The 26,386-nt window shown below is 36.0% G+C and carries 25 protein-coding genes; 5 read left to right on the top strand and 20 right to left on the bottom strand.

The annotated features are described in order from the left end of the window. Positions 1 to 85 precede the first annotated feature (85 nt). From ACWNMZ_RS10155 to ACWNMZ_RS10145, 3 genes are all read left to right on the top strand, one after another. Positions 86 to 1,285, top strand: a complete 1,200-nt coding sequence (locus ACWNMZ_RS10155) for an ISLre2 family transposase (RefSeq protein ID WP_449598622.1) — start codon at positions 86 to 88, stop codon at positions 1,283 to 1,285. Then, a complete protein-coding gene (locus ACWNMZ_RS10150) occupies positions 1,264 to 1,428 on the top strand; it encodes a hypothetical protein (RefSeq protein WP_449598621.1) in 165 nt (54 codons plus the stop codon). Before ACWNMZ_RS10155 ends, ACWNMZ_RS10150 begins: the two co-directional genes overlap by 22 nt. Before the next feature lie 184 nt (positions 1,429 to 1,612). Further along, positions 1,613 to 2,110 carry a GNAT family N-acetyltransferase gene (locus ACWNMZ_RS10145; RefSeq protein ID WP_251629603.1) on the top strand — a complete coding sequence of 166 codons (498 nt, stop codon included), beginning with the start codon at positions 1,613 to 1,615 and terminating at the stop codon, positions 2,108 to 2,110. Positions 2,111 to 2,131: 21 nt separating this feature from the next. On the opposite strand, the gene ACWNMZ_RS10140 is transcribed toward ACWNMZ_RS10145, so the two are convergent. The 3 genes from ACWNMZ_RS10140 to ACWNMZ_RS10130 form a co-directional block, all read right to left on the bottom strand. Then, positions 2,132 to 2,866: an MBL fold metallo-hydrolase gene (locus ACWNMZ_RS10140; protein WP_235252405.1), complete on the bottom strand. Its 735-nt coding sequence runs from the start codon at positions 2,864 to 2,866 to the stop codon at positions 2,132 to 2,134. Between the two features lie 38 nt (positions 2,867 to 2,904). Continuing rightward, on the bottom strand, positions 2,905 to 5,271 hold the full coding sequence (locus ACWNMZ_RS10135) for a polyprenyl synthetase family protein (protein ID WP_449598620.1): 2,367 nt from the start codon (positions 5,269 to 5,271) through the stop codon (positions 2,905 to 2,907). 388 nt (positions 5,272 to 5,659) lie between these two features. Next, the gene (locus tag ACWNMZ_RS10130) at positions 5,660 to 6,952 is read right to left on the bottom strand and encodes an MFS transporter (RefSeq protein WP_031539578.1); all 1,293 of its coding nucleotides are present in this window, start codon (positions 6,950 to 6,952) and stop codon (positions 5,660 to 5,662) included. 121 nt (positions 6,953 to 7,073) lie between these two features. Between ACWNMZ_RS10130 and ACWNMZ_RS10125 the strand changes: the two genes are divergently transcribed. Further along, positions 7,074 to 8,318 (top strand): helix-turn-helix domain-containing protein, encoded by a 1,245-nt coding sequence (locus ACWNMZ_RS10125; protein WP_251629598.1) that lies wholly within the window; start codon positions 7,074 to 7,076, stop codon positions 8,316 to 8,318. A 50-nt stretch (positions 8,319 to 8,368) separates the two neighbouring features. Here the strand turns inward: ACWNMZ_RS10125 and ACWNMZ_RS10120 are convergent, their stop codons facing one another. The 16 genes from ACWNMZ_RS10120 to ACWNMZ_RS10045 form a co-directional block, all read right to left on the bottom strand. Beyond that, positions 8,369 to 9,148, bottom strand: coding sequence for an ABC transporter permease (locus tag ACWNMZ_RS10120; protein WP_251629596.1), 780 nt, complete (start codon positions 9,146 to 9,148; stop codon positions 8,369 to 8,371). Then, the gene (locus tag ACWNMZ_RS10115; RefSeq protein WP_251629594.1) at positions 9,132 to 10,067 is read right to left on the bottom strand and encodes an ABC transporter ATP-binding protein; all 936 of its coding nucleotides are present in this window, start codon (positions 10,065 to 10,067) and stop codon (positions 9,132 to 9,134) included. The genes ACWNMZ_RS10120 and ACWNMZ_RS10115 overlap by 17 nt, the downstream gene beginning before the upstream one ends. A gap of 3 nt (positions 10,068 to 10,070) precedes the next feature. Beyond that, the gene (locus tag ACWNMZ_RS10110; RefSeq protein ID WP_251629591.1) at positions 10,071 to 10,679 is read right to left on the bottom strand and encodes a TetR/AcrR family transcriptional regulator; all 609 of its coding nucleotides are present in this window, start codon (positions 10,677 to 10,679) and stop codon (positions 10,071 to 10,073) included. Positions 10,680 to 10,868: 189 nt separating this feature from the next. Continuing rightward, a complete protein-coding gene (locus tag ACWNMZ_RS10105) occupies positions 10,869 to 11,711 on the bottom strand; it encodes a glycerophosphodiester phosphodiesterase family protein (protein WP_441131155.1) in 843 nt (280 codons plus the stop codon). Further along, the gene (locus tag ACWNMZ_RS10100; protein WP_031539586.1) at positions 11,704 to 12,465 is read right to left on the bottom strand and encodes a glycerophosphodiester phosphodiesterase; all 762 of its coding nucleotides are present in this window, start codon (positions 12,463 to 12,465) and stop codon (positions 11,704 to 11,706) included. The genes ACWNMZ_RS10105 and ACWNMZ_RS10100 overlap by 8 nt, the downstream gene beginning before the upstream one ends. An 81-nt stretch (positions 12,466 to 12,546) precedes the next feature. After that, a complete protein-coding gene (locus ACWNMZ_RS10095; RefSeq protein ID WP_449598619.1) occupies positions 12,547 to 13,887 on the bottom strand; it encodes an ABC transporter substrate-binding protein in 1,341 nt (446 codons plus the stop codon). Between the two features lie 47 nt (positions 13,888 to 13,934). Further along, positions 13,935 to 14,753 carry a carbohydrate ABC transporter permease gene (locus ACWNMZ_RS10090; RefSeq protein ID WP_048719182.1) on the bottom strand — a complete coding sequence of 273 codons (819 nt, stop codon included), beginning with the start codon at positions 14,751 to 14,753 and terminating at the stop codon, positions 13,935 to 13,937. Further along, complete coding sequence (locus ACWNMZ_RS10085) at positions 14,750 to 15,688, bottom strand: carbohydrate ABC transporter permease (RefSeq protein WP_031539592.1); 939 nt, start codon at positions 15,686 to 15,688, stop codon at positions 14,750 to 14,752. Before ACWNMZ_RS10085 ends, ACWNMZ_RS10090 begins: the two co-directional genes overlap by 4 nt. Beyond that, a complete protein-coding gene (locus tag ACWNMZ_RS10080; RefSeq protein ID WP_109769431.1) occupies positions 15,685 to 16,797 on the bottom strand; it encodes an ABC transporter ATP-binding protein in 1,113 nt (370 codons plus the stop codon). Before ACWNMZ_RS10080 ends, ACWNMZ_RS10085 begins: the two co-directional genes overlap by 4 nt. A 220-nt stretch (positions 16,798 to 17,017) precedes the next feature. Next, positions 17,018 to 17,485, bottom strand: coding sequence for a pyridoxamine 5'-phosphate oxidase family protein (locus ACWNMZ_RS10075; protein ID WP_251629590.1), 468 nt, complete (start codon positions 17,483 to 17,485; stop codon positions 17,018 to 17,020). Between the two features lie 64 nt (positions 17,486 to 17,549). Continuing rightward, a complete protein-coding gene (locus tag ACWNMZ_RS10070) occupies positions 17,550 to 18,227 on the bottom strand; it encodes a DUF554 domain-containing protein (protein ID WP_251629588.1) in 678 nt (225 codons plus the stop codon). 61 nt (positions 18,228 to 18,288) lie between these two features. Continuing rightward, positions 18,289 to 18,777 carry a hypothetical protein gene (locus tag ACWNMZ_RS10065; protein WP_031539601.1) on the bottom strand — a complete coding sequence of 163 codons (489 nt, stop codon included), beginning with the start codon at positions 18,775 to 18,777 and terminating at the stop codon, positions 18,289 to 18,291. Between the two features lie 179 nt (positions 18,778 to 18,956). Next, positions 18,957 to 19,472 carry a DoxX family protein gene (locus ACWNMZ_RS10060; RefSeq protein WP_031539602.1) on the bottom strand — a complete coding sequence of 172 codons (516 nt, stop codon included), beginning with the start codon at positions 19,470 to 19,472 and terminating at the stop codon, positions 18,957 to 18,959. A gap of 283 nt (positions 19,473 to 19,755) precedes the next feature. Continuing rightward, a complete protein-coding gene (locus ACWNMZ_RS10055) occupies positions 19,756 to 21,327 on the bottom strand; it encodes a glycoside hydrolase family 43 protein (protein WP_449598618.1) in 1,572 nt (523 codons plus the stop codon). A 260-nt stretch (positions 21,328 to 21,587) separates the two neighbouring features. Then, the gene (locus ACWNMZ_RS10050) at positions 21,588 to 23,576 is read right to left on the bottom strand and encodes a YjhG/YagF family D-xylonate dehydratase (RefSeq protein ID WP_048717196.1); all 1,989 of its coding nucleotides are present in this window, start codon (positions 23,574 to 23,576) and stop codon (positions 21,588 to 21,590) included. Between the two features lie 72 nt (positions 23,577 to 23,648). Further along, on the bottom strand, positions 23,649 to 24,557 hold the full coding sequence (locus tag ACWNMZ_RS10045; protein ID WP_048717194.1) for a dihydrodipicolinate synthase family protein: 909 nt from the start codon (positions 24,555 to 24,557) through the stop codon (positions 23,649 to 23,651). A gap of 245 nt (positions 24,558 to 24,802) precedes the next feature. Between ACWNMZ_RS10045 and ACWNMZ_RS10040 the strand changes: the two genes are divergently transcribed. Beyond that, positions 24,803 to 25,570, top strand: a complete 768-nt coding sequence (locus ACWNMZ_RS10040) for an IclR family transcriptional regulator (protein ID WP_031538824.1) — start codon at positions 24,803 to 24,805, stop codon at positions 25,568 to 25,570. 31 nt (positions 25,571 to 25,601) lie between these two features. Here ACWNMZ_RS10040 and ACWNMZ_RS10035 read toward each other — a convergent pair whose 3' ends face one another. Further along, complete coding sequence (locus ACWNMZ_RS10035) at positions 25,602 to 26,375, bottom strand: PHP-associated domain-containing protein (RefSeq protein ID WP_031538823.1); 774 nt, start codon at positions 26,373 to 26,375, stop codon at positions 25,602 to 25,604. Between the last annotated feature and the right edge of the window lie 11 nt (positions 26,376 to 26,386).

Raw genomic sequence — 26,386 nt, 5'->3', positions numbered from 1 at the left:
GCTGGAAAAAATTAAGCATTAAAAAAGAGAGCTTCCTTTTGTAAAGTAGAATTTGACTAGAAAACTACGAAAAGGAGAGGCTCTCATGAATCAATGTAACACAAAAATGCCATCATTAAAAGAATTGGAAAAAACTTTATTTCGAACACTACAAATGACGTTTCAAGAAATTCTTGTTCAAACATTAGAAAATTGGGATCAAGAGATTGCTCAGCAACGAGACAAAAGAAGATTTGCTTTACGAGATAAGCGAGAAATACGAGTAGATACAGCGTTTGGAGCAGTGGAGCTGAAGCGTAATTATTATTTCGATCGAGTGACCAAAAAATATATTTGTCTGTTAGATCACTACTTACAGTTTCAAGGGAATAAAGGGTTTAGTCCACTATTAGAAGAATGGGGGTTAGAATTAGCGACAAAGGGCTCTTCCTATCGAAAGGCGGTGGAAACATTCGAACAATTTTTAGGTTATTCGGCGATGAGCCACGAAGCATTACGGCAACATCTTCTTCAAACAAGCGTCCTTCCCGCTAAGGAAAAATGTCCTTTTCAAAAGGTATTGTTCGTCGAAGTAGATGGATTATATGTGAAGAGTCAAGAAAAGAAAAAGCGTGGATTTGAGCTGAAATTCGCCGCTGTACATGAGGGATGGAAAGAAAACGGAAAGCGAGTCAGACTCCGAAATAAAAGGCATTTTCTCTATGAAGGAAAAGAACCCTTTTGGGAAGCCTTTGAAACGTTCTTACAGAATCATTATGCGTATGATCCTACCCAAACCTTGCTTATTATTAATGGCGATGGAGCAGGCTGGATAACGGCATGTCGAGAGTATTTTCGGGAACGAGCCTTTTTCACCATGGATCGTTTTCATGTCGCTCGTTCGATGAAGCAGCTTATGAAAAACCATCCTCGATATCGCTACATGAAAAAAGCGTTAAGAAATTATCAGGTTGATTCCTTATTTTTAGAGTTGAATAGTGCAGTAGGAACAATGGATACACCAGAAGAAGAAGAAAAACTAGCGCATTTCCTCGCCTTTTTAACGCATCATCAGGAAACCATAAAAGATTATCGTAGTTGGTTACAAGAGAAAGGCGTGGACACGGCAGCATATCGACCAATGGGAAGTGCAGAAGCAATGATGAATCAATTAGCCAAACGATTAAAAAATGGAAGAGCATGGAGCAAAAAAGGGGTCATGAGCATGGCGCGCTTGTGGATTGGATTGAAGGATGACCTATCCATCCAAACGATATATGGGAAATGGGAAAAGAAAAAAGCCTAAATACATCAAAGAAAGAACATCGACCGAAAAGAAAAATACCCACAAAATTAGTAACAGAAACCGTGCGTCAGAACATGCCATACTTAAATCAAGCGATTGGAAAACCCATTCACTTTGCCTTACAGGGATTAAAAGGTTTTTAAAAAAAGAAAAAAACGAAATTTTGATGAAAGAAAATATTTAGAAAGCGGATACAAAATTAAAAGTTTTATTTTATAAAAAGGGAGCTAAAAAAACTCCCACAAAAACTTGACTCAATCAAGAAGAATCTACTATTTTATCAAAATATTTTGATATGATATACTTTTCCTAAAAAGGGAGCCAACAATTATGTTTCACTTTCAACTAATTACACAAGAACAAGCAGAAGAAATTGCTTATCAATGGCATTATGATGGAATTTATGGATTTTATGACATGGATGCAGATGAAGAGGATTTAGCTGCGTTTCTTGATAGGGATCAAAGGAATGAGTCCATTTATGCTGTCACAGAAGAGAATCAACTCATCGGTTTTTTTAGTATAAACAAGGCAGATAACGATACAATCGATATTGGTCTTGGTTTAAGACCTGATTTAACTGGCCAGAAAAAAGGATCTACATTTTTAACGACTGGAATGAATTATATAAAAGAGCATTTTTCCCCTTCCTTTATTAGCTTGGCGGTTGCAACATTTAATAAGCGTGCTATCAAGGTTTATAGAAAAGTAGGATTCAAAGAAACGACTACGTTTATCCAATCGACAAATGGCGGAGAGTTTGAATTTGTGCAGATGATTTATACTTGTTCCCCTACAACCAAAAAAAGTGTTGATTCCGTATAAAGGAAACCAACACTTTTTTAATTACTTTACATCTATCTCTAAACCTGGATAGACCAATTGAACAGGACCACTATATACATCTTTTGCTTCTTCTACTAGCTTTTCTTGATCACCATAATGGGGAAGATGGGTCAAAAAGAGCTGTTTTACCCCCGCTTGTTTTGCTAGTTTTCCGGCTTCTTCTCCTGTAAGATGCCCTTTAACGATTCCAAATTGGTCTTTATAAATACTAGCTTCACTTATTAAAATATCTGCATTCTTCGCAAAAGAAATAAGGTCATCCTTCCACTCTGTGTCTGCCGTGTAAAGAATGGTTTTTCCATTTGCTTGGATTTTCATTGCCAAGCAATATACTGGATGAGTCGTTTCACAAAAGGATATATTGAATGGTCCAATGGTAATCGATTGATCAACAGAAATTTCCCGTCCTTCGGTATAGACATCATGGGTTAGTTCATCAAATTTAGAGTCTCTTTTGTGGCCATAGATTGGGAAAGGCTCGATTCGTTTTCCAAGTTTATTCTCCACTAACATCGCATATTGGAGACAGCCGACATCAGCGATATGATCATGGTGATAATGGGAAAGGATACACGCATCTAAATCCTGTAAGTCCACATATGACTGCACCTTCGACAACACACCACTCCCACAATCTACCAATAAATGAAATTCCGCAGATTCTAATAAAAAGGCAGAGGTAGCACTTTCCTTCCCAGGGTAACCGCCATATTTTCCTAAAAAAGTAATTTTCATTGTGAATTCTCCTCCCTATGAAGTAATATCATCCATTATTACCTAGTTCGGTTAATCATATAATCTACCAAGAACTTTAAAAAGTTGGTCTTCTTTGGTAACAATTCTACTAAATCTAATGCCATACAATAATGCTCCCACATTTCCTTACGAGCACCTTCCAAACCTAAAACGGTCACAAATGTAGAGGTATCATTATCTTTGTCCATTCCAGATTTCTTTCCTAACGTTTTTTGCTCTCCTTCTACATCTAGTAAATCGTCCTTTATTTGAAAAGCAATCCCAGCATGGTAAGCATACTTCTTCAAAAAATCCATCACTTCATTTGAAACACCAGCTAAGATTGCAGGCATAAGAAGCGATGCCTCAAATCCGATACCTGTTTTATAAAAACAAAGGGTATTCAGTTCTTGTAGAGTTAATTGTTTCCCTCTGGATTCTAAGTCCATCAACTGCCCTTTACACATATCAGCAGTAGCTTTCGTTGTATATCCAATAAGTTTTAATATAATCGATCCTTCAAAGGCTTGTAAAGTAGCTTGTTCCTCAATCGCTTTCTGTGTAAGAAATAGCCCCGTTAATTCTGCTGTTGCCGTATCATACACTTCATGTAAAGTCGGTCTTCCTCTTCTCATCGCCGCATTATCCTGTGATGGTAAATCGTCAAAAATAAGAGAAGCTGTATGCATATATTCTACCGATTTCAATAATGGAACGATTTGGGCATTATCCAGCTCGAATTCTTTTACCCCCATAAACCATGTAATAATCGGTCTGATTCTTTTTCCAGTACCAGCAAGACTGTAATTTGCTGCTTCGGTCACGATATCCTTCTCAAGCAGCGCATTTTCTGTGATTGGCAGCATCTTATCAATAGGTGAACGGATGGATTGAATCATTTCAGAAAACTCTTCTTGTTCTCTTCTATTTTCTTTTAAGGTGGTAATCATATGGTCACGAAGCAGCTTATCAAAAAAGTCAACATCATCTGCCTTTTCAACCATTTGCTGTAGGATTCGATTAAAGGTAGACATTCTTTTTGTGAATATCCCCATTAAATCACTATATTTCTGTTCGCCTAATTTTTCCTTTAACCGCTTTAACCCATTAATTGCCCGATCCAAAATGACTTCCTTTGTTTTGAAATCCGCTTGATAGACATCATGAATTAAATAGGAAATGACTGTCCAATACATTTCAAATGGATTTATTAAATCTTTTCTAGTTGTGTGATAGGTTAGATAATACGTATAAGGAGTTACAGCCCCGTCTTTTTTATCATCAAACATATCCGCCAAATCATCTGCTAGCTGATTATAGATACCATAATAAAAGGTTCGTTTATCATAACCTTCATCCTCAGGAGCATTCATTAACGACCGGACAATCTGTCTGGAAGCGGAAGATTTAAGGATTACTGGAATATAAATTTCTTCATTAGAATAGGTACTATTGGTTAACTTTTTTTCCCTATCAACCTCTTGTGAATGAAAAAAGATATGCGCTTGTTTTAAAAACAATTTCCATGTTCTATCATCATGCTGTAGCTTCATATATTCGAATGCTTCTTTAAGCTCACTATGGATGAATAATATAAGCTCTTTATTTTCCCCATACCAGCTGTCTAAAGCCGGTACTTCTCCCGTTTCTAATGTAGTTCGAATTAAAGTAGCATACTGTTTTTCCTCATCCTTTGATAAAATTTTCGCATCCAGTAAATCATCAATTAAAGGATACGTTATTCCATAATAAAAACCTAGTTTTATCGCTTTCTCTAATCGATACTTCCGTACTTGTTCTGATAGGTCAATGCTTCTTCTTTCTTCCAATTCATGCATTAAGACCCCTGCAAGGATTTTCAGGATTTTGCGTTGTGCGTGCTCCACACTCATTCCACTCGGGATATGTGCTGTCACTCGTTTCAGTTTTTCTAGTACAAAAATCATCGTATGCTCAACTTTTTCTTTTTTAGCAAGTTTATACAGACTAGATACACTAAAATTGTCATTCTTTGCATCTTTCTTTAATAAGTGGGTTTTCACATTGTTGACTACTTCGTCAATTCTTTCTTGCGTATGTTGTGATGAAAGTGTCTTTCCTAAATCACGCATATAAAGATACGAAATACTTCTATTCAAATAATCATCTAATTTACCTGCATAATTCAACCACTCTATATAGGGACGATACCCTTTTACAGTTGGTTTTCTTTTTTTTCGGGAAAAATAGGTTAAGATGGAAGGAGAATGAATATGGTTTATCTTCCAAGTTTGAAAGTCATTTATTAGGCTTGACACATAAGACTGATCCGTTAACTGATTTTGAAGGGCTTCAAAATACCGGACAGCCTTATGCTCTGCCGATCGATATTCTTCATTTATTGCCTCTTTTAACTTTTTATCCATAAGAACATTACCTCTGCTTTACCTTTAAGTTCATTTAATTAATCTAATATAATCGGTTATCTTCTTTATTATAACTAGAATGTTCATTATCTCCTATTAATCTATATTTTTCATTAGAAAAACTCTCCCTTTATAGAAGGAGAGTTTATAGGTTGATATATTTTCTTGTAATTTATTTTTTGTTAATTGTTGCAAGCTTGGGGGATGTTCAGAATTACTTTATTACATAAAGTCACTATTCTGTTACCTTTTTTCGGGACATAGAGATCCGTTCTCTGTTACCTTTGACCAGTGTTTTTCTTCTTTTGGGGCACTGAGATTGCTTCTCTGTTACCTTTTCTAGTTGCTTTTCTTCATTAAAGTAACAGATGGTACTTCTCTAGATTCTTCAAACGGAAGTAGCTTTCTCTTTAGCAATCGATGCATTTGACTTCGATGTATTTGCTTTTTCCATTACAGATGGCCTTGCAAGAATTAATACGGAAATAATGGTCAGACATCCTGATATAAGGAGAATCCATTGTGCTGGCACGTAATCATATAGAAAACCAAACAACAATGTACCTATTGGCATCATCGCCATAGCAAAAGTCTCTATTATGGTAAAAACTCTACCTTTATATTCATTAGCAATTTGTTTTTGCAAGAGTACCATAATCGGAATATTTATCAAAATATTCGTTGCGCCAAATAAGAACATGACAACCATGTAGTAAATAAATATTGTTGTGGATGATAATGAAATAATAATAGGAACCGCTGCAGCTATCATTAATAAACTTGAAGAAAGTATTCCCCTTTTACTAACAGAAAACGGATGTTTAAATTCCTTTCCTAAAGTCAAGTATACAGAAAGTAAAAGAGTTCCTACAGCAAAAGCCCCTTCCACAATTCCAAATTGTATGGATGGCATGTGTAATTTCGTATTAACGATAAATGGAAAACCAACATTAAATGCTGTAAAAATAAAATTGACAATTAAGCAAAGGATAATCATCACCTTTAATAATGGTTGATGGTTGACATAGCTTATGCCCCCTTTTAAACTTTCAAAAACCGATTCTTTCTTCTCTTGATGCTCCCGTTCTTTTTCAAAAAGGGTAAAATTCATGGTCGAATCGAGTATAACGGCAATCAATGAAGCGATAAGATAGATTGTTAAAAACACGGACATGGACACTAAGCCAAATAATATTCCACCGATAGCTGGACTTGCGATTTGCGCAATGGAAATAGCAATTTGATTTAAAGAAGATGCTTTCTGAATGCGAGTTTCATCAATTAATCCGGTTAATGATGAAGTAAAAGCATTGCTGGCAAACATAGATGTAATGGACAGGATACAGGATGTTGTATAAATAGCAAGTAAAGATAATCCCATCGTGATGCTATAAAGTAGTAATCCGCCTATTGAAATGGTCGTAACCGTTTGAGCCGTTATAGCAATTATCTTACGAGGATACCTATCTATGATGGCCCCAGCAAAAGGAGCAACGATTGTTCTAGGTAAGATATTACATAGTATATTCACGGCAAAACTCATCGAAGAACCAGTCAAATGCAAAATATACAAACTAATAGCAAATGTGTATATTTGTGATCCAGCTGTTGCAATTAATTTACTACTGACAAATGTCCACAAGTGATATGTGGCTCTCTTTTGTAACTGATTTTCATCCAACGAAACCCCATCCTTTTTCAAAAAAGTTTAATTTAATTAAACAAATGATATCACACAAAAACTTCCCTTTCAAGAAAAAGTTTAATATAATTAAACTATCTTAATAAGGAGTGTACCATTTATGCTAGGAGAACGAATTCGTACATTAAGAAAACAAAAGAAAATGACCCTAGAGGCATTAGCTGGTGATCGATTAACAAAAGGCATGCTCAGCCAGATTGAGAATAATAAAGCTAAACCTTCTATGGAGAGTCTTGAGTATATAGCTGAAAGGCTTGGAGTGGAAGTAACAGAGCTATTAGAAACGATTAGTTCTGCAGAATTAAGAAAAGTATTAGAGAAAGTAGAAAGAATTTATGAAGAATTTCGCATCTATTTTAAACACTCAGAGGAAACCATTCAACAAAGCAACCAGCTAATTGCACTAATTGAACCCTATATCCCTAATTTGAATGAAAGCTATGAATCAGCGCGCTTGTTGGAGATATACAGCCGCAGTCTATTTTGTCTAAATAAAGAGGAATGGACAATATATTGTGATAAAGCAGCGTTAATTTATGATTTGCTGAATCTTACTGCTAATCGTGCAGACATTGCAATCTTTAGAGGCATAACCCTTTTTTTGGAACATCGTTATCAAGAAGCTTTACAATGTTATTTGGAAGAACGAAAACATATTGAAACAAACCATATAAAGATTGACCCTATGACTCAAGTCAATATGGATTATCATATTGCCGCCATTTATTCAGCAATCGGTGACATAAAAGCAACATCAAAAGCAGTGGAAAGAGCATTGAAATATTCTAAAAAAGAGAAACTCTATTACAAAACAGACGACATCTACAAGCTTGCTACAGTAGTTGCCTTACTAGTTGAAGAAGAAGAAAAATTTCATTACTACTTAAAAAAGCTAAAACAGTATGGAGAATTTGTGGAAGATGAAATTTTTGAGGAACTCTGTGATGTACTTTATGTGGAATACTTACTTCATGTAAAAGGAGCATATCAAGAAGCAATGTCTATCATTGATCAATATCTAACTTTTGATGAAAATACACAAAAAGCAACCGGTGATAATTGGAATATGCTTCAAAAAGGAAAAGTGATGTATTATAGAAAAGAATATAATAAAGCACTCGACATTTTAAAAACTATTTATGTTCCAAAACATATTAACCATCCTGTTGACCAAGCTGTTTATTATACAAAAGATACATTTATGGCCCTTAGTTATAGAGAACTTAATAACATGGAAAAAGCACAGAAGCATGCTAAAATCGCGTATGAAAATTTCTTGCCTCTTCCGAATTCCATTTTTCGAAAATTGTGCATAGAAACCTATGAAAGTATCTTTTCCAATTAACATACTAACATAAGGAAATTTCTCTTTAGCGAGAAATTTCCTTATACCGCTTATCCATTTTGATCTGCAAACCGCCAAAAGCTAAGCGTTGATAATATCCCAATTAGTCCTGTAAAGATAAGGAGTAAAAAGCTTGATACATCTAATGGTGTTTCCACTATAATATTACTAAATAAAGCAGGCACTGCCCAAGGGAAAAAACTACCATATCCTACCGCACTTATAATCTGTGCAAAAATGATAGTAATGATAACAAAGCCTAATGGTGCTAAATAGCCCTTTCCGAAGCATGCAAATAATGCTACTGGTGTACTAACAAGAATGGTTAATAAAGAAGTCATAACCAGAACATATAAGCCATGTTCCCAAGCACCTATCGACCATTGTTCAAGACCAATAAAATGTCCGATGATAAATCCAAATCCAATTACCCATATAGATACAAGAAAAGACCATATCAGAACAGTAATAAACTTGGCAATTGGAATATATGTACGTGAAAAAGGTAATGCCAATAAGTCCTTAACAGTTCGCTCTGTATACTCTCTTCCAAAAACCCAGCTAAACATAAAGCCAAAAACAAACAGACCGCCAATAGCAATTCCTTGTGCTAGTAAGTTTAAATAGGATGGCCAGTCAGCCGTTCCAGCAAGCTGTGCCTTTGCACCTAACAAACCAGACTTTTGAGCAAAAACTGGCTCCTTTAAGACAAACATAAAAAATCCAGCCATTATCGGTAAAATAGTAAAAGCGAGCGAGATAATCCACATTACTTTTGATTTTTGAGATTTTAGCAGTTCAGTAGAAACAACGTTAATGAATTGCTTCATTTACATTTCCCCCATTCTCCCCGATTACACGCAAAAAATAAGTTTCTAAATCTTCTTCTTCCACAAGAACCATAGTTGGTGAGTAATTTGCATGTACTAATTTACTTACTAATTCATCAGGCTTTTTTATTGCCTCTGTGTCTGTTATTTCTATTACCTCCTTCTCATTTTCCCTAACCTTATATCCTAGAGAATTTAGGAAGCTTATAGTATTCTTTCGATTTCTTGTCTTTACGATTAGTTTTGTGATTCTATTTTGTTCTAATTGCTCTTTCGTTAACTCTTGAATTAATCTCCCATGATGAATGATTCCTATTTTCGTAGCAATTTTAGCAATTTCTCCAAGAATATGACTGGAAATAAAGACAGTTGTCCCCTTATTAGCAAGCTCTAATAATAATTCTCTAATTTCTACAATTCCAGAAGGATCCAAGCCATTTGTCGGTTCATCTAATAATAATACCTTCGGATCATGAAGGAGGGCCTTGGCAATCCCGAGTCGCTGTGCATTTCCCAGCGATAAATGCTTGGCTTTTTTATTTGCAAAGGAAGTTAGATTTAACCGTTCAATTACGCTCGTAACAGCAGCGGAATTAATTTGGTGCAACTTTCGAAAAACTTCTAAATTTTCCCGAACGGTTAGCTCTGGATAGGCAAAAGGCGTTTCCACCATATATCCTACCTGCTTCCATAACTGATGATTACCAGCACTTACTTTTTCTCCATTGATAAAACAAGAGCCGGAACTAGGTTGAATCATTCCTAAGAGCATACGAATAGTTGTCGTCTTCCCAGCACCATTCAATCCTAAGAAGCCATATATTTCTCCCTTTTTCACTCGTAAAGAAACTTGGTTAACAGCTTGGAAGTTTTGATAACTTTTTGAAAGCTGATTGGTATAAATGATGTATTCTTCCATCCCTTACTCCCCCTTCTTTATTAGGCCCTCCACTATTAAATCCACTAACAATTCCATCGTTTTTGGGTAAATTTCTTCTCCAACTTCCTGTTTATGAAGACTTATCGTAAATAAAGCTCGAAATAATCCCGCTAATGCATCCTCCTCTATCCCTTCTGCAATCCCTATTTCCCTCCATTTGGATAAGATTACTCCAATCGAATCCGAATCTCTTTGCAAATGCTCTTCTAATTTTTGCGGTGGTAATTTCCTTAACAATGCATCATAATTTTTATCTAATAAAAGCTGTCTAAATAACTCATTTTCCTCGACCATTGATAACATTTGATCAAGAAACTTTTTCATCGATTCCTTTACGTCCGCTTGTCTAGTTAAGTCAAGTTGAATAAACCGGCTTCTTATTTTCTCTTCTTCTTTTTCCATAATTTCAAAAAAGAGTGCTTCTTTGGAGTCAAAAAAGGTATAAAAAGAACCTGGTGCTATTCCTGCCGCTTTTGCTAGCTCACCTACACTCGTCTTTTTAAGACCAAAACGGCTAAATAATCGCTTCCCTTCATCTATTAACGTTTCATATATTTTTTGTTTCTCCTGTTCATTAAAGCCCCTTGGCATTCGTCACACTCCTAAACATATGAATATTTTATTTTTTTATTCATATATTCATTTTAATATGTACTTTATCACATTTCAATAGGCATCCAACGAAACATATTGTCTAAATATCCAAAGATGTTAGAGTCAACGGTTTTCTTGTTACAAAAAAGAAAAACGAGTGCAATTCTTTACACCCGCTTTTCCCACCTATATCGCTAAAATCTCTTTCGTAAAATGAATATAATCAGTGAAATAGCCATCCACTTCATATTCCAATACTCGTTCTTGTTCCTCTTTTTGTGTTTTCTTATTCGTAAAATACACGTGAACTTCTTTTCCCTGCTTATGTAATTCCTTTACCACTTTCTGCGTAACATCTGTAGATTCGATTCCTATTATAGGATACTCAACCCCACTTGCTTCATTCAATGAAAAAGATCCTTTTCTAAAAAGAAGAGCTAGTTCTGTATGTGGAGCCATTTCTTTAATTTTCAATAAACTCTCTTCCGAAAAGGATTGAATGGTCACTAAGTTTTTATCGAGTAATTGGTATTCCTCTAACAACTGAATAAGCTTTTCTTCCATTGCTAATTTTCCATTAACAAGTCTTGTTTCAATATAATACCTTTGGGAATCATGAAAGGTCTCGATTATTTCCTTTAATGTTGGAATTTCTTCCGTAATGGTTTTGCCATAATCCGATTTGAATGTTTGAAAAGTCTTTATCTCTTCTAAAGTATAATCAGAGACCTTTCCCTTTCCATTTGTCGTACGGTCAATCGTTTCATCGTGCATTGCGATTAATTCGCCATCCTTTGTCATTCTTAAATCTATTTCAAGGGAATCTACTCCTGATTGGGCGGCTATTTGATAAGCGGTAATCGTGCTTTCGTTATACCATTCATTTGCCCCTCTATGTGCAATTACTCTTGGAGTGTCCTCTTTTTCTATCGCAGGCTGGGCTACGATAGATACTGCATTGTCACCGCAAGAAGTTAGAGATATGGTTAAGAAAGGAATGAGAATGAACACACTCCAGTATTTAGTCAATAGGAACAGCTCTTTCCTGTCTCATGGCTATGGCTAGTTCTGGATAGTCCGTAATAATTGCTTCCACCTTTGCATCCAGTAGTTGAGCCATTTCGTCCCCTTGATTTACTGTCCATACTCTTACTAGATCTTTTAATTCCTTCCAATCATTTAGATGATCGATTACCATATCTTTATGAAGATGCAATGCCTCTAATTCTATGCTTTTTATGTAATCAAGAGGATTAGAGATTACTTGATTTAATAACCAGGCAATCGAAGCAGATGGATCAATCGCCTTAATTCTTAATAAAGTCGGCAAATGAAAGGAAGAATACACGACCTTACGCCCATTTCCGTATTCGTTCACAAGAGCAATCGTCTTTTCTTCAATACCTTCGTATTCAAATGTATAGGTTTTAAGTTCTATATTTAGTTCAATTGGGTATGGAGCTAACAATTGCAATACTTCTTTTAAGGTTGGTACTTTTTCTAATAACCAGCTTTCTTCAAAATCAGGCAGGGAGGAAAACTTACTTCCTGCACTAAATGCCTTTATTTCCTCTAATGTATATGACCGTACAAAGCCAGTTCCATCTGTTGTCCGATTTAAAAATTCATCATGAATAACGACGATTTCGCCATCCTTTGTCATATGAACATCTAGCTCTATTCCATCTACCCCTTGTAAAATTGCTTGCTGGAAACTAAGTAGTGTATTTTCTGGATATCTACCCTTTGCCCCTCTATGTCCATATATTTTTGTTCTATTCATATCCCTTCTCCTCCTTTATAATGGAAAGAAACAGACCAACAAGTATTAAATGATTTAATCATGTTGGTCTTTCCCTATAGCTTATTTTCTTGCTCGATTTGCTTTTTCAATTGCTTCATTTAACTGTTTCACCATCGTGCTATATGTTTCCTCGACATCTCCACCGTTATATACCGTTTCAAGTGCTGTTTCACTAATACGGCGACCTTCTGGAATCATATCCATTAAGGCACCTTGCGTAGCATAAGAAGACTTAGTCGATTGTAACTGCTCCACAGTTACTTTTAGTTGTGGCATCTGTTCATAAGCATCTTTTACAACTTGTTCGTTATAAGCATCTGGATTAATCGCAAAATAACCTGTTCCAACATGCCATTTTGCTTGTACCTCTTTTGTTTGTAAGTATTTCATAAATTCCCAAGCAGCCTTTTTCTCCTCGTCACTCTTGTCTTTCATCATCCAAAGACTAGCTCCACCAATAACTACTCCTTGTCTTTCTACTGCTTCTGGGTGTGGAATAAAAGCAACGCCTACTTCAAATGGTGCATTATCAATTACATCTCTTGCACTAGCAGAAGATTGCATAAACATCGCAACATCTCCTGCAAGGAAACCTGCTACCATGTTATCTCCATTTGTTCCATAGTTAGCAAATGTTTTATCATCAATCATCTTTTTAACCCAATTAAACACAGACTTCCCTTGTTCCTCTGTAAAGCCAATCTCTGTTGGTGTTTCTGTTCGACCATTATCATTATTCATTAATAAAGCCCCTTGGTTCGCTAATAATTGCTCATATAACCAACCATATGCTTGGAGCGCAAATCCTTTCATTTCAGGGTTTGCCTTTACGATTGCCTTTCCAGCTTCTTCAACTTCTTCAAATGTTGCTGGTGCTTTCTCTGGATCTAAGCCCGCTGCCTTAAAGGCATCCTTATTGTAGTACATAACAGGTGTAGAAGAGTTAAATGGCATAGAATAAAAAGTGTCATCAATTTTATAATAGTTCGTTATATTCTCTTCTAAGCCACTCATATCATACCCATCTTCATCAACAAGTGTTTGAATTGGTTCAACAAAACCACTATTGATCATCGACTTTGTACCAATTTCAAAAACCTGCATCATTGTTGGAGCACTTTCTGTTCCTGCAACAGTATGAAATTTCGTTAATGCTTCATCATATGTACCTTGATATTCTGCATTTATTTTCACCTTATCTTGAGAGCCATTGTATTCATCCACAATCGCATTTAACGCTTCCTGTGCTGCGCCTCCCATAGAATGCCAGAAAGTAACGGTAGTTGGACCATCCTTTTCTTCTCCATTATTAGAAGATGATTCTGTATTATTGCTACATCCAACCATTAATAAAACCAATGATAGAATAAACATGCTTAGTAACTGCTTCGCTTTAGTCATTTTCCGTACACTCCCTAATTTATCTATTAGTTTTTTCCTTGCAAAAATTATTTCAAAGCTCCTTCTGTTAACCCTTTTTGGAGTTTTTTCTGACCCAAAAACAATAGAATCAGCGTTGGCAAAACAACAATAATTGCCCCTGCCATAATAACGCCCCATTCATTTAATTGTTCCTGTGACTGAAGCTGTCTAAGACCTATTTGCACAGTGCGCACACTATCATTTGTCGTCGCAAGTAGCGGCCATAAATACATATTCCACGACGTTACAAACCCATACACTCCAAGCGTAATCAAACTTGTTTTCGCCATAGGTAGAACAACTGTTAAATAAAATTTAAAGTCTCCAATCCCTGCTATTTCGCTTGCCTCCTTCAACTCTTTCGGAATCTGCTTGAAGTTCTGCCGCAAGAGAAAAGTTCCAAAGGCAGTTGCGAAAAATGGAATCGTCAAACCATTATAATGATCAAGCCAGTTAAGATTCCTTATCGTTTGAAAGTTTGGAATGATAGATGCTTCAAATGGCACCATCATGGTTGCAATAAAGATAAAGAAAAGAAAATCTCTTCCTTTAAATTCCAAAAACACAAATGCATATGCTGCTAAACTAGCAAGTATTAATTGCCCCATCATAATGACGATGGATACAATGAAACTATTTAACAAATATTGCATTAAAGGAAAACGCTCAAATACTTTTAAATAGTTATCTAATGTTAATCCTGTCGGAATTAATTTTCCTGTCATAATATCTTGTGAGGACATAAAGCTCATCAAAAATGCAATAATAGCTGGCGAGAAAATAAGCAGTGCTGAAATAATTAATAATAAATAAAAGATAATTTTTCTATGAATGGGCAATGTCACTGATAATGAACCTTCCTTTCTCCAAGTTTAAATTGAATGATAGTCAGAACAAGAATAATCACAAAAAGAATAATCGCTTGAGCGCTCGCTGTTCCATATTGGTAGTTCATAAACGCCTCCTGATAAATGGAATAAACGATTAAATTTGTCTCATTCTGCGGTCCACCTCTCGTTAACATATCTACTTGGCCAAATGTTTGAAAGGCATTAATCAACGTTACAGTCAATACAAAAAATAAGGTTGGCGACAGCATTGGAATCGTAATTCGTCTTAACTTATAAAAGTAGCCTGCCCCATCAATATCAGCACTTTCATATAAGTAGGAATCGATCGATTGCAAACCACCTAATAAAATCAAGAATGTAAAGCCAACATTCATCCAAATCGTGGATACAGAAACGGAAAAGAGCGCCCAATTTGGATCAGTAAGCCAGCCAATAGACTCAAATCCGAATGCTTTTACGATGGTATTCAGCCACCCAATCGTAGGGTGAAATAAGAACATCCAAAACACAGATGCAGCCGCAACAGATATCCCCATCGAAGAGGAAAATACTGTTCGAAAAACACCGATACCACGAAGCTTCTCATTTGCAAGGATAGCCAGAAACAAACTGACGATAATGCTTCCTGGAACAGTATATAAGGCAAATAACAAAGTTGATTTTAAGCTTTGCAAGAAGATTGGCGATTTAAAAATTTCCAGATAATTTTCCATGCCAACAAATATGGTGGGATCACCACGATTATCTGTTAAGAAAAAACTCAAATAAATCGTTTTCCCCAATGGATAAAATAAGAAGACACTAAATAATAGAATAGAAGGGAATAGAAATAGCATCCCTTTGAACAAATGTTGTAACCGTTGCTTCTTTTTTTCCTTTAGAAAGTCGACAGAATGCTGTACTTCCTGTTGATATGCGATTTCACTCATAGTCCAACAACCTCTTGTTCTTTCATAGCAACTGCTGGGCGAATTAATGCTCCTGATTCAGAATTAAAAAAACAAATATTCTTAGAAGACAACTGAACCGGTACTTGATCTCCAACTTGAATTCTCCATTGACCTAACCATTTCGCTGTCCACAGTTCTTTTCCCACTTCAAAGGTTAATAGCGTTTCATTCCCAAGCTGCTCTACATTCACTACTTCTAAAGTATGGCTTGTTTGTTCAGCCGTCCCTGGGAAAATATGTTCTGCTCGAATCCCCATTGTAAGATTCGGCTGAGATAATAATGGGAGAGTATCCTCTTTGTCCATCGTAATTTGCAGACCATTCTCAAGAACCAATTTTTGATCAATCAGTTTTGCTTTGCTTAAATTAATTTTTGGTGAACCAATAAAGGATGCAACAAATAAATTAGCAGGCTGATTATATAAAGTAATGGGTTCGCCTATTTGCTGAATTTTCCCATCATTTAGTACCATAATGCGATCCCCCATTGTCATTGCCTCTACTTGATCATGGGTAACATAAATCATTGTTAAACCAAGCTTCTTTTGCAAGCGGCGGATTTCTATTCGCATATGTGCACGGAGCTTTGCATCTAAGTTTGAAAGGGGCTCATCCATTAAACAAATAGGAGCTTCACTTACAACAGACCTTGCTAGTGCAACACGTTGTCTTTGGCCACCTGACAATTCCTTTGGCTTTCGTTTTAATAACTCCGTTAATCCCATCATCTCTACCGTTTCTTGCAGTCTTCTTTGTTGTTCCATCTTGTCTACTTTTTTGGCGTGTAAGCCGAAAAGAATATTTTGCTCCACCGTTAAATGTGGATATAATGCATAATTTTGAAAGACCATCGATAAATTACGATCCTTTGGCGGCAGGTGATTGACAACTTGATTATTCATCTTTAGTACCCCACCTGAAATTTCTTCTAGACCTGCAATCATTCGCAGTAATGTACTTTTTCCAGAGCCAGACGGTCCTACAAGGACAAAAAATTCCCCTTCTTCTATCGAAAGACTAATCTGATCAATAACGGATTTCTGCTTATCATATGATTTAGAAATGTCCTTCATTTCTACTGCTACCACTAACTAATCCCTCCCCATTTGAATTACATCCCTATTTAAACATACAAATTCATGTTGAAAACCAAATTTACCAATCATTAACAAATACATAATGGTTGTTTGACAAACTTCAATTTTCTTTTACACAGTTTACATTTTTTAAATATTCTTAAATCAAGATAAGATAAGATAAGATAAAGAGAGCACAAAAAAAGCTTAGAGCTGAAAACTCTAAGCTTTTTTATAATTCCAATGTTTCATTTATGTCTGTGTCTTCTGCTTCTTGACCAGTGATCCGCTTATAGATGAAAACGACATTTTTCGTAAAGCTTCCTGTATCCCAATATTCTGCTGATTCAGCCTTTACTTTAATTAATACGATATTAGGATCATCGTATAAAGTCTGCAAGATTTTTTCATAGGCATTACTCCATAACTCTTTCTTCTTAGCAAGATCATCAACGAGTTCCGCTCTTCCTCTGATAGAAACATAGGATTTTCCTGCGTAGGCGACATTCACTTCATTTTCATGCAAAATCTCTTCATACTTTTCCGTATCCTTCTTTGTCAGAAACCATAAGTCTCCATCAAATTCTACTTCTTGCGTTTTCATTGGACGAGATACAAGACCTTCTTCAGAGATTGTAGTAAGCATTGCATTATCCACATCTTTTATTAAGTCTCTTAATGTTTCAAGTTCTTTTTGCATTATTATCACCTCTGATTGGTATATTCCCCATAAATGAAACTTTTAATCAAATGTGAGAAAGAATCTATACTAGTTTTAGCATAATATACCAAATTGCTGGAATTAATAACGATGGCAAAAGATTTAATGTCTTAAAATTTTTAATACCTAATATACTTAGCCCTGAACTTAAAATAAGGATTCCACCAATTATCGATATTTCAGCTAATAAATCAGGTGTTAGAAAACTTACAAGTAGTCCTGCTGTCATATAAAAAAAGCCTTGCCATAAAAATAAAACGAGAGCGGATGCCGCAATTCCGAAACCAAAGGTAGACGCTAACACAATGGACGTAACCCCATCTAAAATTGCATTTGTAAAAAGATATGTATGATTTCCTCTTAAAGCACTTTCAATTGGACCTAGTATAGACAAAGTTCCCGCACAAAATAGTAGAATTGCCGTCGATAATCCTTCTGCTAAATTACCTTTTGAAAATTTCGACACAATACGTTTAAAGGAGTTTTCAATGTCTAGCTTTTCCCCAATCAGGCCTCCAATTGCAAGGCTCACAATAAATAGAACAGGATACTTACTGTCAGGCATATTTTGAACAATAGAATGAATCCCAAGAGCAGTTGCAGCAAGCCCCATCGCCTGCATCAGAATATCTTGATACTCCAATTTAATCCCCTTTTTCAAAAAACTTCCAATCGTACTACCTGCAATAATCATGAAGCAGTTAAATAATGTCCCAATCAATTTCTTTTCTCCTCGACTTTATAATAGATAGAATTATATAAAGTCATTTTATCCTATCCGCCTACATTTTGGGTATTTTTTTATCAAACGAAGTTATCTCGGATGATGTTCCTTTCTCTAAATACAACTGAAAGAAATAAATAATGAGAGCATACGACATCGATGCATATAAATGATGGATACGAGTAAAACGGACATATTTGATAAAACCGACCTTTTTTAAAAAAGTTAGGATAGGAAAAGCATAAATAAAGTTCTGAACAAAATTAGCTAATATATATATCCAAAACTTTCGAAAAGTAAAATATAAAACCCAAATCGTTCCTACTGAAAAGGGACCCAAAATAACAGACAAAATATTGTAAATACGTGTTTTATTTCCGCCCTTTACCTTCCAAGATTTATAATGACTACCAATAAACACGGTGATCATAACGAGTAATGCGGACATCGTCGCAGAAGGAATATACCGTTTCACCGCTTTTTTAGGCATAAAATATAAGGTTAGCCATGATAACGCAAATGTTAATCTTAGTAGAGATATAAGCAAAATAGACACCTCCTTACCTGATAGCATTTGCGTTATGCTCTAAATTATCCAGCTTTTTTTACTGAAATTTCGTGACTTGATATTAAAGAAACTCTATAAACCTAAAAATGGCTTGCCAAAACTGTTGTCAGTTAGCAAGCCATTTCTCGCTCCAAATTGAAGTGTTTTATATCAACTAATTATGCAATTGCAGTTTCTTTTTTTTGCTTATTATTTCTTCTATTGTTCCATTGCTTTTTGATATATGGCATTGCATAACGGTCTAGACCAAATTTACCTGCGTTTGCACCTGCTACGATAACGAATATTGCTAATAGAATCATTTGTCCATTTGTGCTTACTGTTCCACTAAATAAGAAGGCAAAGTTCATGACCATTCCCATCAATGTTGCAAAGCTTGTGAATAAACCTAGGATTAGTGCGATCCCTACTAGAACTTCTCCCCATTGAACCATGAAACTGAATAAATCCGCATTTGGGAGTGCTATATGTTCTAGAAATGTTGCCCACCATCCTTGTACTGCTGGGTGATCACCTGTGCTATTTGCAATTGCCCCTTGTAAAAATCCACTTGCGTCAAAGCCACCACTTGTAATTTTTTCATAGCCTGCATGGATAAATTGATAACCAAGATAAATTCTAAATATCGCTAAAATTCCGGCAACCACTTTATTATTTCTTAATAAGTCTAACATTTTACTCCATCTCCTTAAGATTAGTTATCTGATTATATTGTTCACTATTTCACATTTTTACAAGATCTTGTTTGTTTCTTACTACACTTATATAATATCACCATTTCCAACGTAATAAAGATGTTTGTGATTTAATTCACATTCAGTTCACAAAGTTATGTCTGATTGGTGAACTATTTACATTAATATCACTTCCTATAGGGAAACATGATTCATTTACCATTTCCTAACACGTAAAAAAAGGGTACTGAAAAGTTAACAGCACCCTTTTCTGATATTCTGTTTATAACTCATCATACTTAAAGTATGGAAAATAACTTGGTTTCTTTTGCCCACTTAAATCTTGTGTACATACCCCCACAAAGGTTCCTGTGAAGCGGATATAATCTGCATCATCATCCGACAAATGACTAATATCGATTTTACTGCCGATATCCTTCCATTCACTGTCTCCTTCTGCATAAGCAAACTGTAGCCATTGATGATTGACTTTTGCCTTTAACTTAATCTCCCCAATGGATTTTAACGAGATATCTTGATCCAATAGTTCATCATAAACGCCATGTTTGGATTCAATTATTCCGATACACTTTCCTAACGTTTCATGTGTCGTAATTCGGAGGTACACATAATCATCAGTATCATAATAAAAAATTAATCCAGCCATTTGTTGAAAGTTTTCTGGTGTATAATCAACAGCTGTTTCCACTTCCGCTGTGAAAGTCTCTAGTCTGCGCGCAAGCAGGCTTTGATGATGAAGAGAACTCATTGATTCCCCACCTTTTAAAGTTAAATATCCTGGTCGTTCCGTTAAGGAAAGCCATTCTTCACTAAATATTCTTCTTAAAGAGTTCCAGTACTTCTTTAAAGAATGACCTTGGAAATCATCATAGTTGCTCTCTTTTTCAAAAGGATGTGGCTTTAAATGAGGCGCCTCCACAATGGTCGATGGATTTGGTCCTCCTACAATGCGCAGCCAGTCATCTTCCGTCCAATAACATTTTTGGATCGCCGTTTCTCTCCCCAGTGTACATTTTTTATCAACTACTGGTCTTCCGCATAGATGTGCCATATACCACTCACCATTTTGTGTTTCCACTAAACTTCCATGACCTGCTTTTTGTAGTTGATTCTTATCGTCTTCGTTTGAAGTTAAAATTGGATTGGTTGGATCAATTTCGTATGGCCCGAATAAAGAGGTTGATCTAGCTACTGTTGCCGCATGCGTATACCAAGTTCCCCCTTCAGCTGTCACTAAATAGTAGAAGCCATTTCGCTTATATAAATGAGGCGCCTCTGTTAAACCAATCTCTGAGCCTTTAAAGATGTTGTGAATCGGCCCAACTAATCTTTTTTCTTCTACTGAATATTCTTGTAGCGCAATTCCAGCAAATGAATTGGTCCCTTTACGAAAATCCCAAATCATATTAAGTAACCACTTTCTACCATCCTCATCATGAAATAAGGATGGATCAAAACCACCGCTATTAAGGTAAACCGGCTCAGACCATGGTCCTTCCACATTTTCAGCTGTCACTAAATAGTTATGAGTATCCTTAAAAGCTCCCACTCTACTTTTCACATCTGTATAGATTAAATAAAACAAGCCATCTGAATAACTCAAACATGGTGCCCACACACCACCTGAATTGACATTCCCAATCATATTTAATTGGGATTCCCTTGTTAATGGATATGTTAGCAGTCGCCAATTAATCATGTCTTTTGAATGATAAATCTGTACGCCTGGAAACCATTCAAAAGTAGAGACAGCTAGATAATAGTCATCTTCGACTCTTAAAATAGAAGGATCAGGATGATAACCTGGCAAGACTGGATTGATTATTTTACTCATTTTATAACCCCTTTTCTTATAGATTCGTACATTCTTCAGATAATTGGAAAGGAATCTACAAATCTAGTACATTCCTTTACCTATTCTTTCTACTAAACTTATTTTTTCTCCGGCTGGTGTTGCTTGTGTCGGCGTAACCTCTTCCCTTTGTAAATTCGACGACATCTTAATTCCTCCAATCGTTTATTTTTGTTTACGCTTACAACGAATCAAAAATAAAACTATGTTACACCATTAATCCTTTCGCTTTCTTACCAATTTTATCTGGAGAAAGAACCTGCTTCTTTCGCTAACGCCTTCTTTCCTGCCTCCAATACTTCAATAATTCGGTCGACATCGTACACACTGCCTCGCCAAGTACCGCCACTAACTGCTTGTAGTGCTGCCCAAAGCCTTGTATCATCTGGCAAATCCGGGTCTGGTTTAAGATCTGGATGAACTTCTCGTGTTTCTAAAACATGTGTTGCTTCTTCTTTTGATAATCGCTGATCTCCTGTGCCAATAAAATTAACAGATCCTACCAAGTTTTCACAATCAACCATAATTTCGATTAAGTCTCCATCACGAAGTTTTCCGATTGGTCCATCGCTCAATGCTTCTGGACCAATATGCCCGATGCAGGCCCCTGTTGAAACACCTGAAAAACGAGCGTCAGTTATTAGGGACACATATTTGCCAAAAGGTAAATATTTCAATGCCGAAGTTAATTGATAGGTTTCTTCCATCCCTGTTCCAGATGGTCCTCCACCCATTACAACCATTACATCTCCTGCTTTTATTCCACCAGTTTTTATCGCAGTAATAGCAGATTTCTCAGATGTAAATACCTTTGCTACTCCTGTATGTCTATAGATTCCATCTTCTCCTACTACCGATCGATCAATAGAAGTTGATTTGATAACAGATCCTTCAGGAGCAATATTCCCTTTTGGAAAAGTAATTGTAGAAGTAAGCCCTCTTGCTTTTGCTGTGTCTGGATCCATAATTACTTGGTCAGGATTGACTCCATCTGCTTCTAATAAACGTTTTCTTAATAGCGCTCTCCGTTCGGATTTTTCCCACCAATCTAAGTTTTCTCCTAAAGTCTGGCCAGTAACGGTAAGGACATCTTCGTGTAAAAGTCCTAATTTTCGCAAATGAAGCATCACTTCTGGTACACCTCCAGCAAGAAAAACACGTACTGTTGGATGATGATCTGGTCCATTAGGCAAAACACTTACTAAACGTGGAGTTTTGCGATTAATTCTTGCCCAATCATCAACTGTAGGTATTTTACATTTAGCAGCATATGCAAGTGCTGGAATATGTAATAAAAGATTGGTTGATCCACCAAATGCAGCGTGAAGAACCATTGCATTTTCGATTGCTTTATCTGTAATAATATCCTTTGTTGTAATATGATTCTTTTCCATTTCTAAAACTGCTCTTGCTGACTGCCTTGCCATTTCCGCCCAAATCTTTTGTCCAGATGGAGCAAGTGCGGAATGTGTGATGGCAATGCCTAATGCTTCTGCAATTACTTGAGAAGTTGCAGCAGTACCAAGAAATTGACAGCCTCCTCCTGGTGTAGCACATGCCAAACAGCCAAGCTCTGCAGCTTCTTTCAAGGTAATTTCTTTATTGGCAAATCGTGCACCAATTGTTTGGATTTTCCCTGCATCTTCCCCGATTGTTGGAGGTAAAGTAACGCCACCAGGCACAATGATGGTTGGTAGATCATGCATAGAACTAAGCGCAATCATCATGGCAGGAAGTCCCTTATCGCAGGTCGCAACGCCTATTACTGCTTCTCTAGTTGGCAATGAACGGATTAAACGTCGATAAACAATTGCTGCATCGTTTCGATAGGGAAAAGAATCAAACATCCCTAGTGTTCCTTGAGAACGACCGTCACAAGGGTCACTAACAAATCCAGCAAAAGGAACCCCTTTATGCACTCGAATTTCTTCTGCTGCCTCTGCCATTAAAATATCTACTTCCCAATGCCCTGTATGATACCCTAATGCAATTGGCTCTCCATTGTGATCCCGTATACCGCCTTTTGTGCCTAGAATCAGGACTTCTGTTCCTAATAGATCTTTCGGTTTCCATCCCATCCCTACATTTTGACTAAGTCCGAATAAATCCCCACTTGGCGAATCCTCCAACATTTGTGCAATAAGTGGCAGTGTTCCAGTCGGCCCCTTCGCATTCGTTCTTACTTCATAAAGGGATTCATTCTCGTTTTCAAAAATAAATGGTAATGTCATAACTTTATCCCTCCATCTTGTGTTTGTTTAGTAAACAAATAATCATTCCAAAAAGAAAAACTTGACCTTCTATTATAATAGTTTTGCCTGCTGCAAAATTTCTTTCACTTGCTGTTTCTTCTCTGCGCTTAGTGTTTTTGTAGGAGGCAAAACCTCTGTTGTAATATCAATACCACATAATTCGGATGCTTCCTTCACTACATTTACAAATGGGCTATCAATTTTATATAGTTGTGGCAAAATGGATAAATGTTTTTGGAAAGAAACTGCTTTTTCAAAATCTCCTGTTAAAAAGGCATTGTATATACCAACCGATAATTGTGGAGCAAAATTTGCACTAGCTGATATTGCTCCGTCTCCACCTAGCAGTAATGTATTAAATAGATGATCATCAAACCCGCAAAATACGGAGAAATTAGGATTCACCTTTTTGACCTTATCAATCATTTCGCGAATATGTCCGATAGAATCAATCGTTTCTTTAATGCCAACTATATTTTTATGGTTTAAAACAAGCTCTCCCACAAAATCAGGTGTTAAATCCTGTCCTGTTAGCGTTGGAAAATTATAAAGTAGAACCGGTAACTTTACAGATTTCGCAATGTCACTGAAGTATGTATATAAATTCTCTTCGGTCAAATTCCAGTAATACGGATTAATGGCAACAATTCCATCTGCACCTATTTGTTCCGCATGTTGACTGAGCTGGAGTGCCTCCCTAGTATTCGCACTGCCAATTCCAATTAACACAGGAACTCTTTTGTCAACATACTTAACAGCAAACTCAGCTATTGCTTTTCTTTCCTCTATAAACATTTGCGAAAATTCTCCACCAGTACCTAAAAAGAATAAACCGTTTACTTTTTCCTCTATTAGTTTGTCAATTAATAGCGCCATTTCTTTTTCTTTCAGATTTCCTTCTTTATCAACAATACTTGAAACTGGCGGAATAATTCCTTTAAAGTAATTTAGTTCGGTCATATTTCCCTCTCCACTCTTTTTTTGTTTTATATTATAAAACCCAATCCTACTATTTAGTCTATTCGAGTTGATTATAACATACAGCCCTCAAAAGTAAACACTTACATATAATTAATTTCGAATTTTTAATAATTTTAAAATAGACATTGCTATTTTCATATGGCTATATTAATGTAAAATTACTAGATTAGTTTGTTATAATAGCAATTAGTTAAATATTATAAAACGAATACGGAGAAGATATTATGCCAATCATTCAATCTGTGGAACGTGCCCTGCAAATACTAGACCTATTTAATGAGCACACGATCGAATTAAAAATCACGGAAATTAGTGACCAAATGGGATTACATAAAAGTACTGTACATTCCCTATTAAAGACGCTCCAGCAATCTCGCTATATTGATCAAAATCCCGAAAACGGAAAATACCGTTTAGGCTTAAAGCTCGTGGAAAGAGGTAATTTAGTTATCAATACTTTAAATATCAGGCAAATCGCCAATAAATATCTCGTTGAATTGGCACTAAGAACTGGCCAAACATGTCATCTAGGTATTTTAGACGGGAATGCAGGTGTATACATTGACAAGGAAGAAGGGGCTAATTCTGTTATTCGTTACTCTCGAATTGGACGGAGAATTCCCCTTCATTGTACTGCAATCGGAAAATTACTGTTATCCTATCAAAAACAAGAAATAATTGATTCCCTATTAGACGGCTATCCGTTTACGCAAGCTACAAACCGGACTATTACGAAGAAAGAAGATTTTCTTATTGAATTAGAAAAGGTGAGACATAACGAGTATGCTGTGGATGATCAAGAAAACGAACTAGGTGTCCGCTGTATCGCAGTACCAATTATTAATCAGCATGGACAAATACTAGCAGCACTTAGCATTTCTACATTAGTTTCTAGAGTAGGAGATGACATCCTTGAAGACTATATACAACTATTGAAAAAAACGGGAAAAGAGTTATCAGAAGAAATGCGGTATGGGGTTGCGATGAAATAAGAGACAGGCAGTTATTCCTGTCTCTTCCTTTTTATCCAAATAACTGTTTCTCTTTTTCTAACGCTTTTTTCATCCACTTCTTCGTTAAAGTAGCTGCTTTTACTTTTAAATTTAGATTTTCAGAGATGTGGATTTTATATTGTTCAGAAACAATGGATGCCTTCAATTGTTCCACTGAATCACATTCATTTTGAAACTCATTATATATGCAGCCATATTGTAAAAAATGATGTGTATCACTTCCGCCAACAACTGGAAGTCCTAATTTCCCCGCAAAATCCTCTAGTTTTTCTCGATAAGCTTTTTGACCTTGAGCATAAAGATCTTTTCCATTTAGATCAAGGGCATCCAAACGCTTAAGCTGTTCTGCCTTCAAATGATAAAGAGGGGTACTATCACGGAAAGCATGGGCACCAATTTTTAGAATATCATAATGTTCTGCTATATCCATTAACTTATCAAAGGCAAGAAAATTATCCTCACTCGTGTTAGTTTCTAATAAGCTTCTGATGGATAAAACATCCTTTCGATTACCAATAAGCAAAATATGACCAATCTCTTTCACATCTACTTCTATTCCTGGAAATAGCTTTAACCCATCTATCATGTAATAGTTATTCTCATATGGATAATGCGTATCCAGAAAATTATAAATATCTGTATATCTCCTTGTATTGAAATGCTCTGTCATCGCTATTCCTGTTAACCCAGCTTCTCTTGCCTCTTTCATCATTTCTTGAAAATATTCTGGCATAAAATCAGTTTTTTTTGAAATTTTCACATGACTATGTAAATCGATTCTCATTTATAACCCCT

The sequence above is a fragment of the Niallia sp. Marseille-Q9988 genome (assembly GCF_976954375.1).
This window is presented reverse-complemented; position numbering and strand designations above follow the sequence as displayed.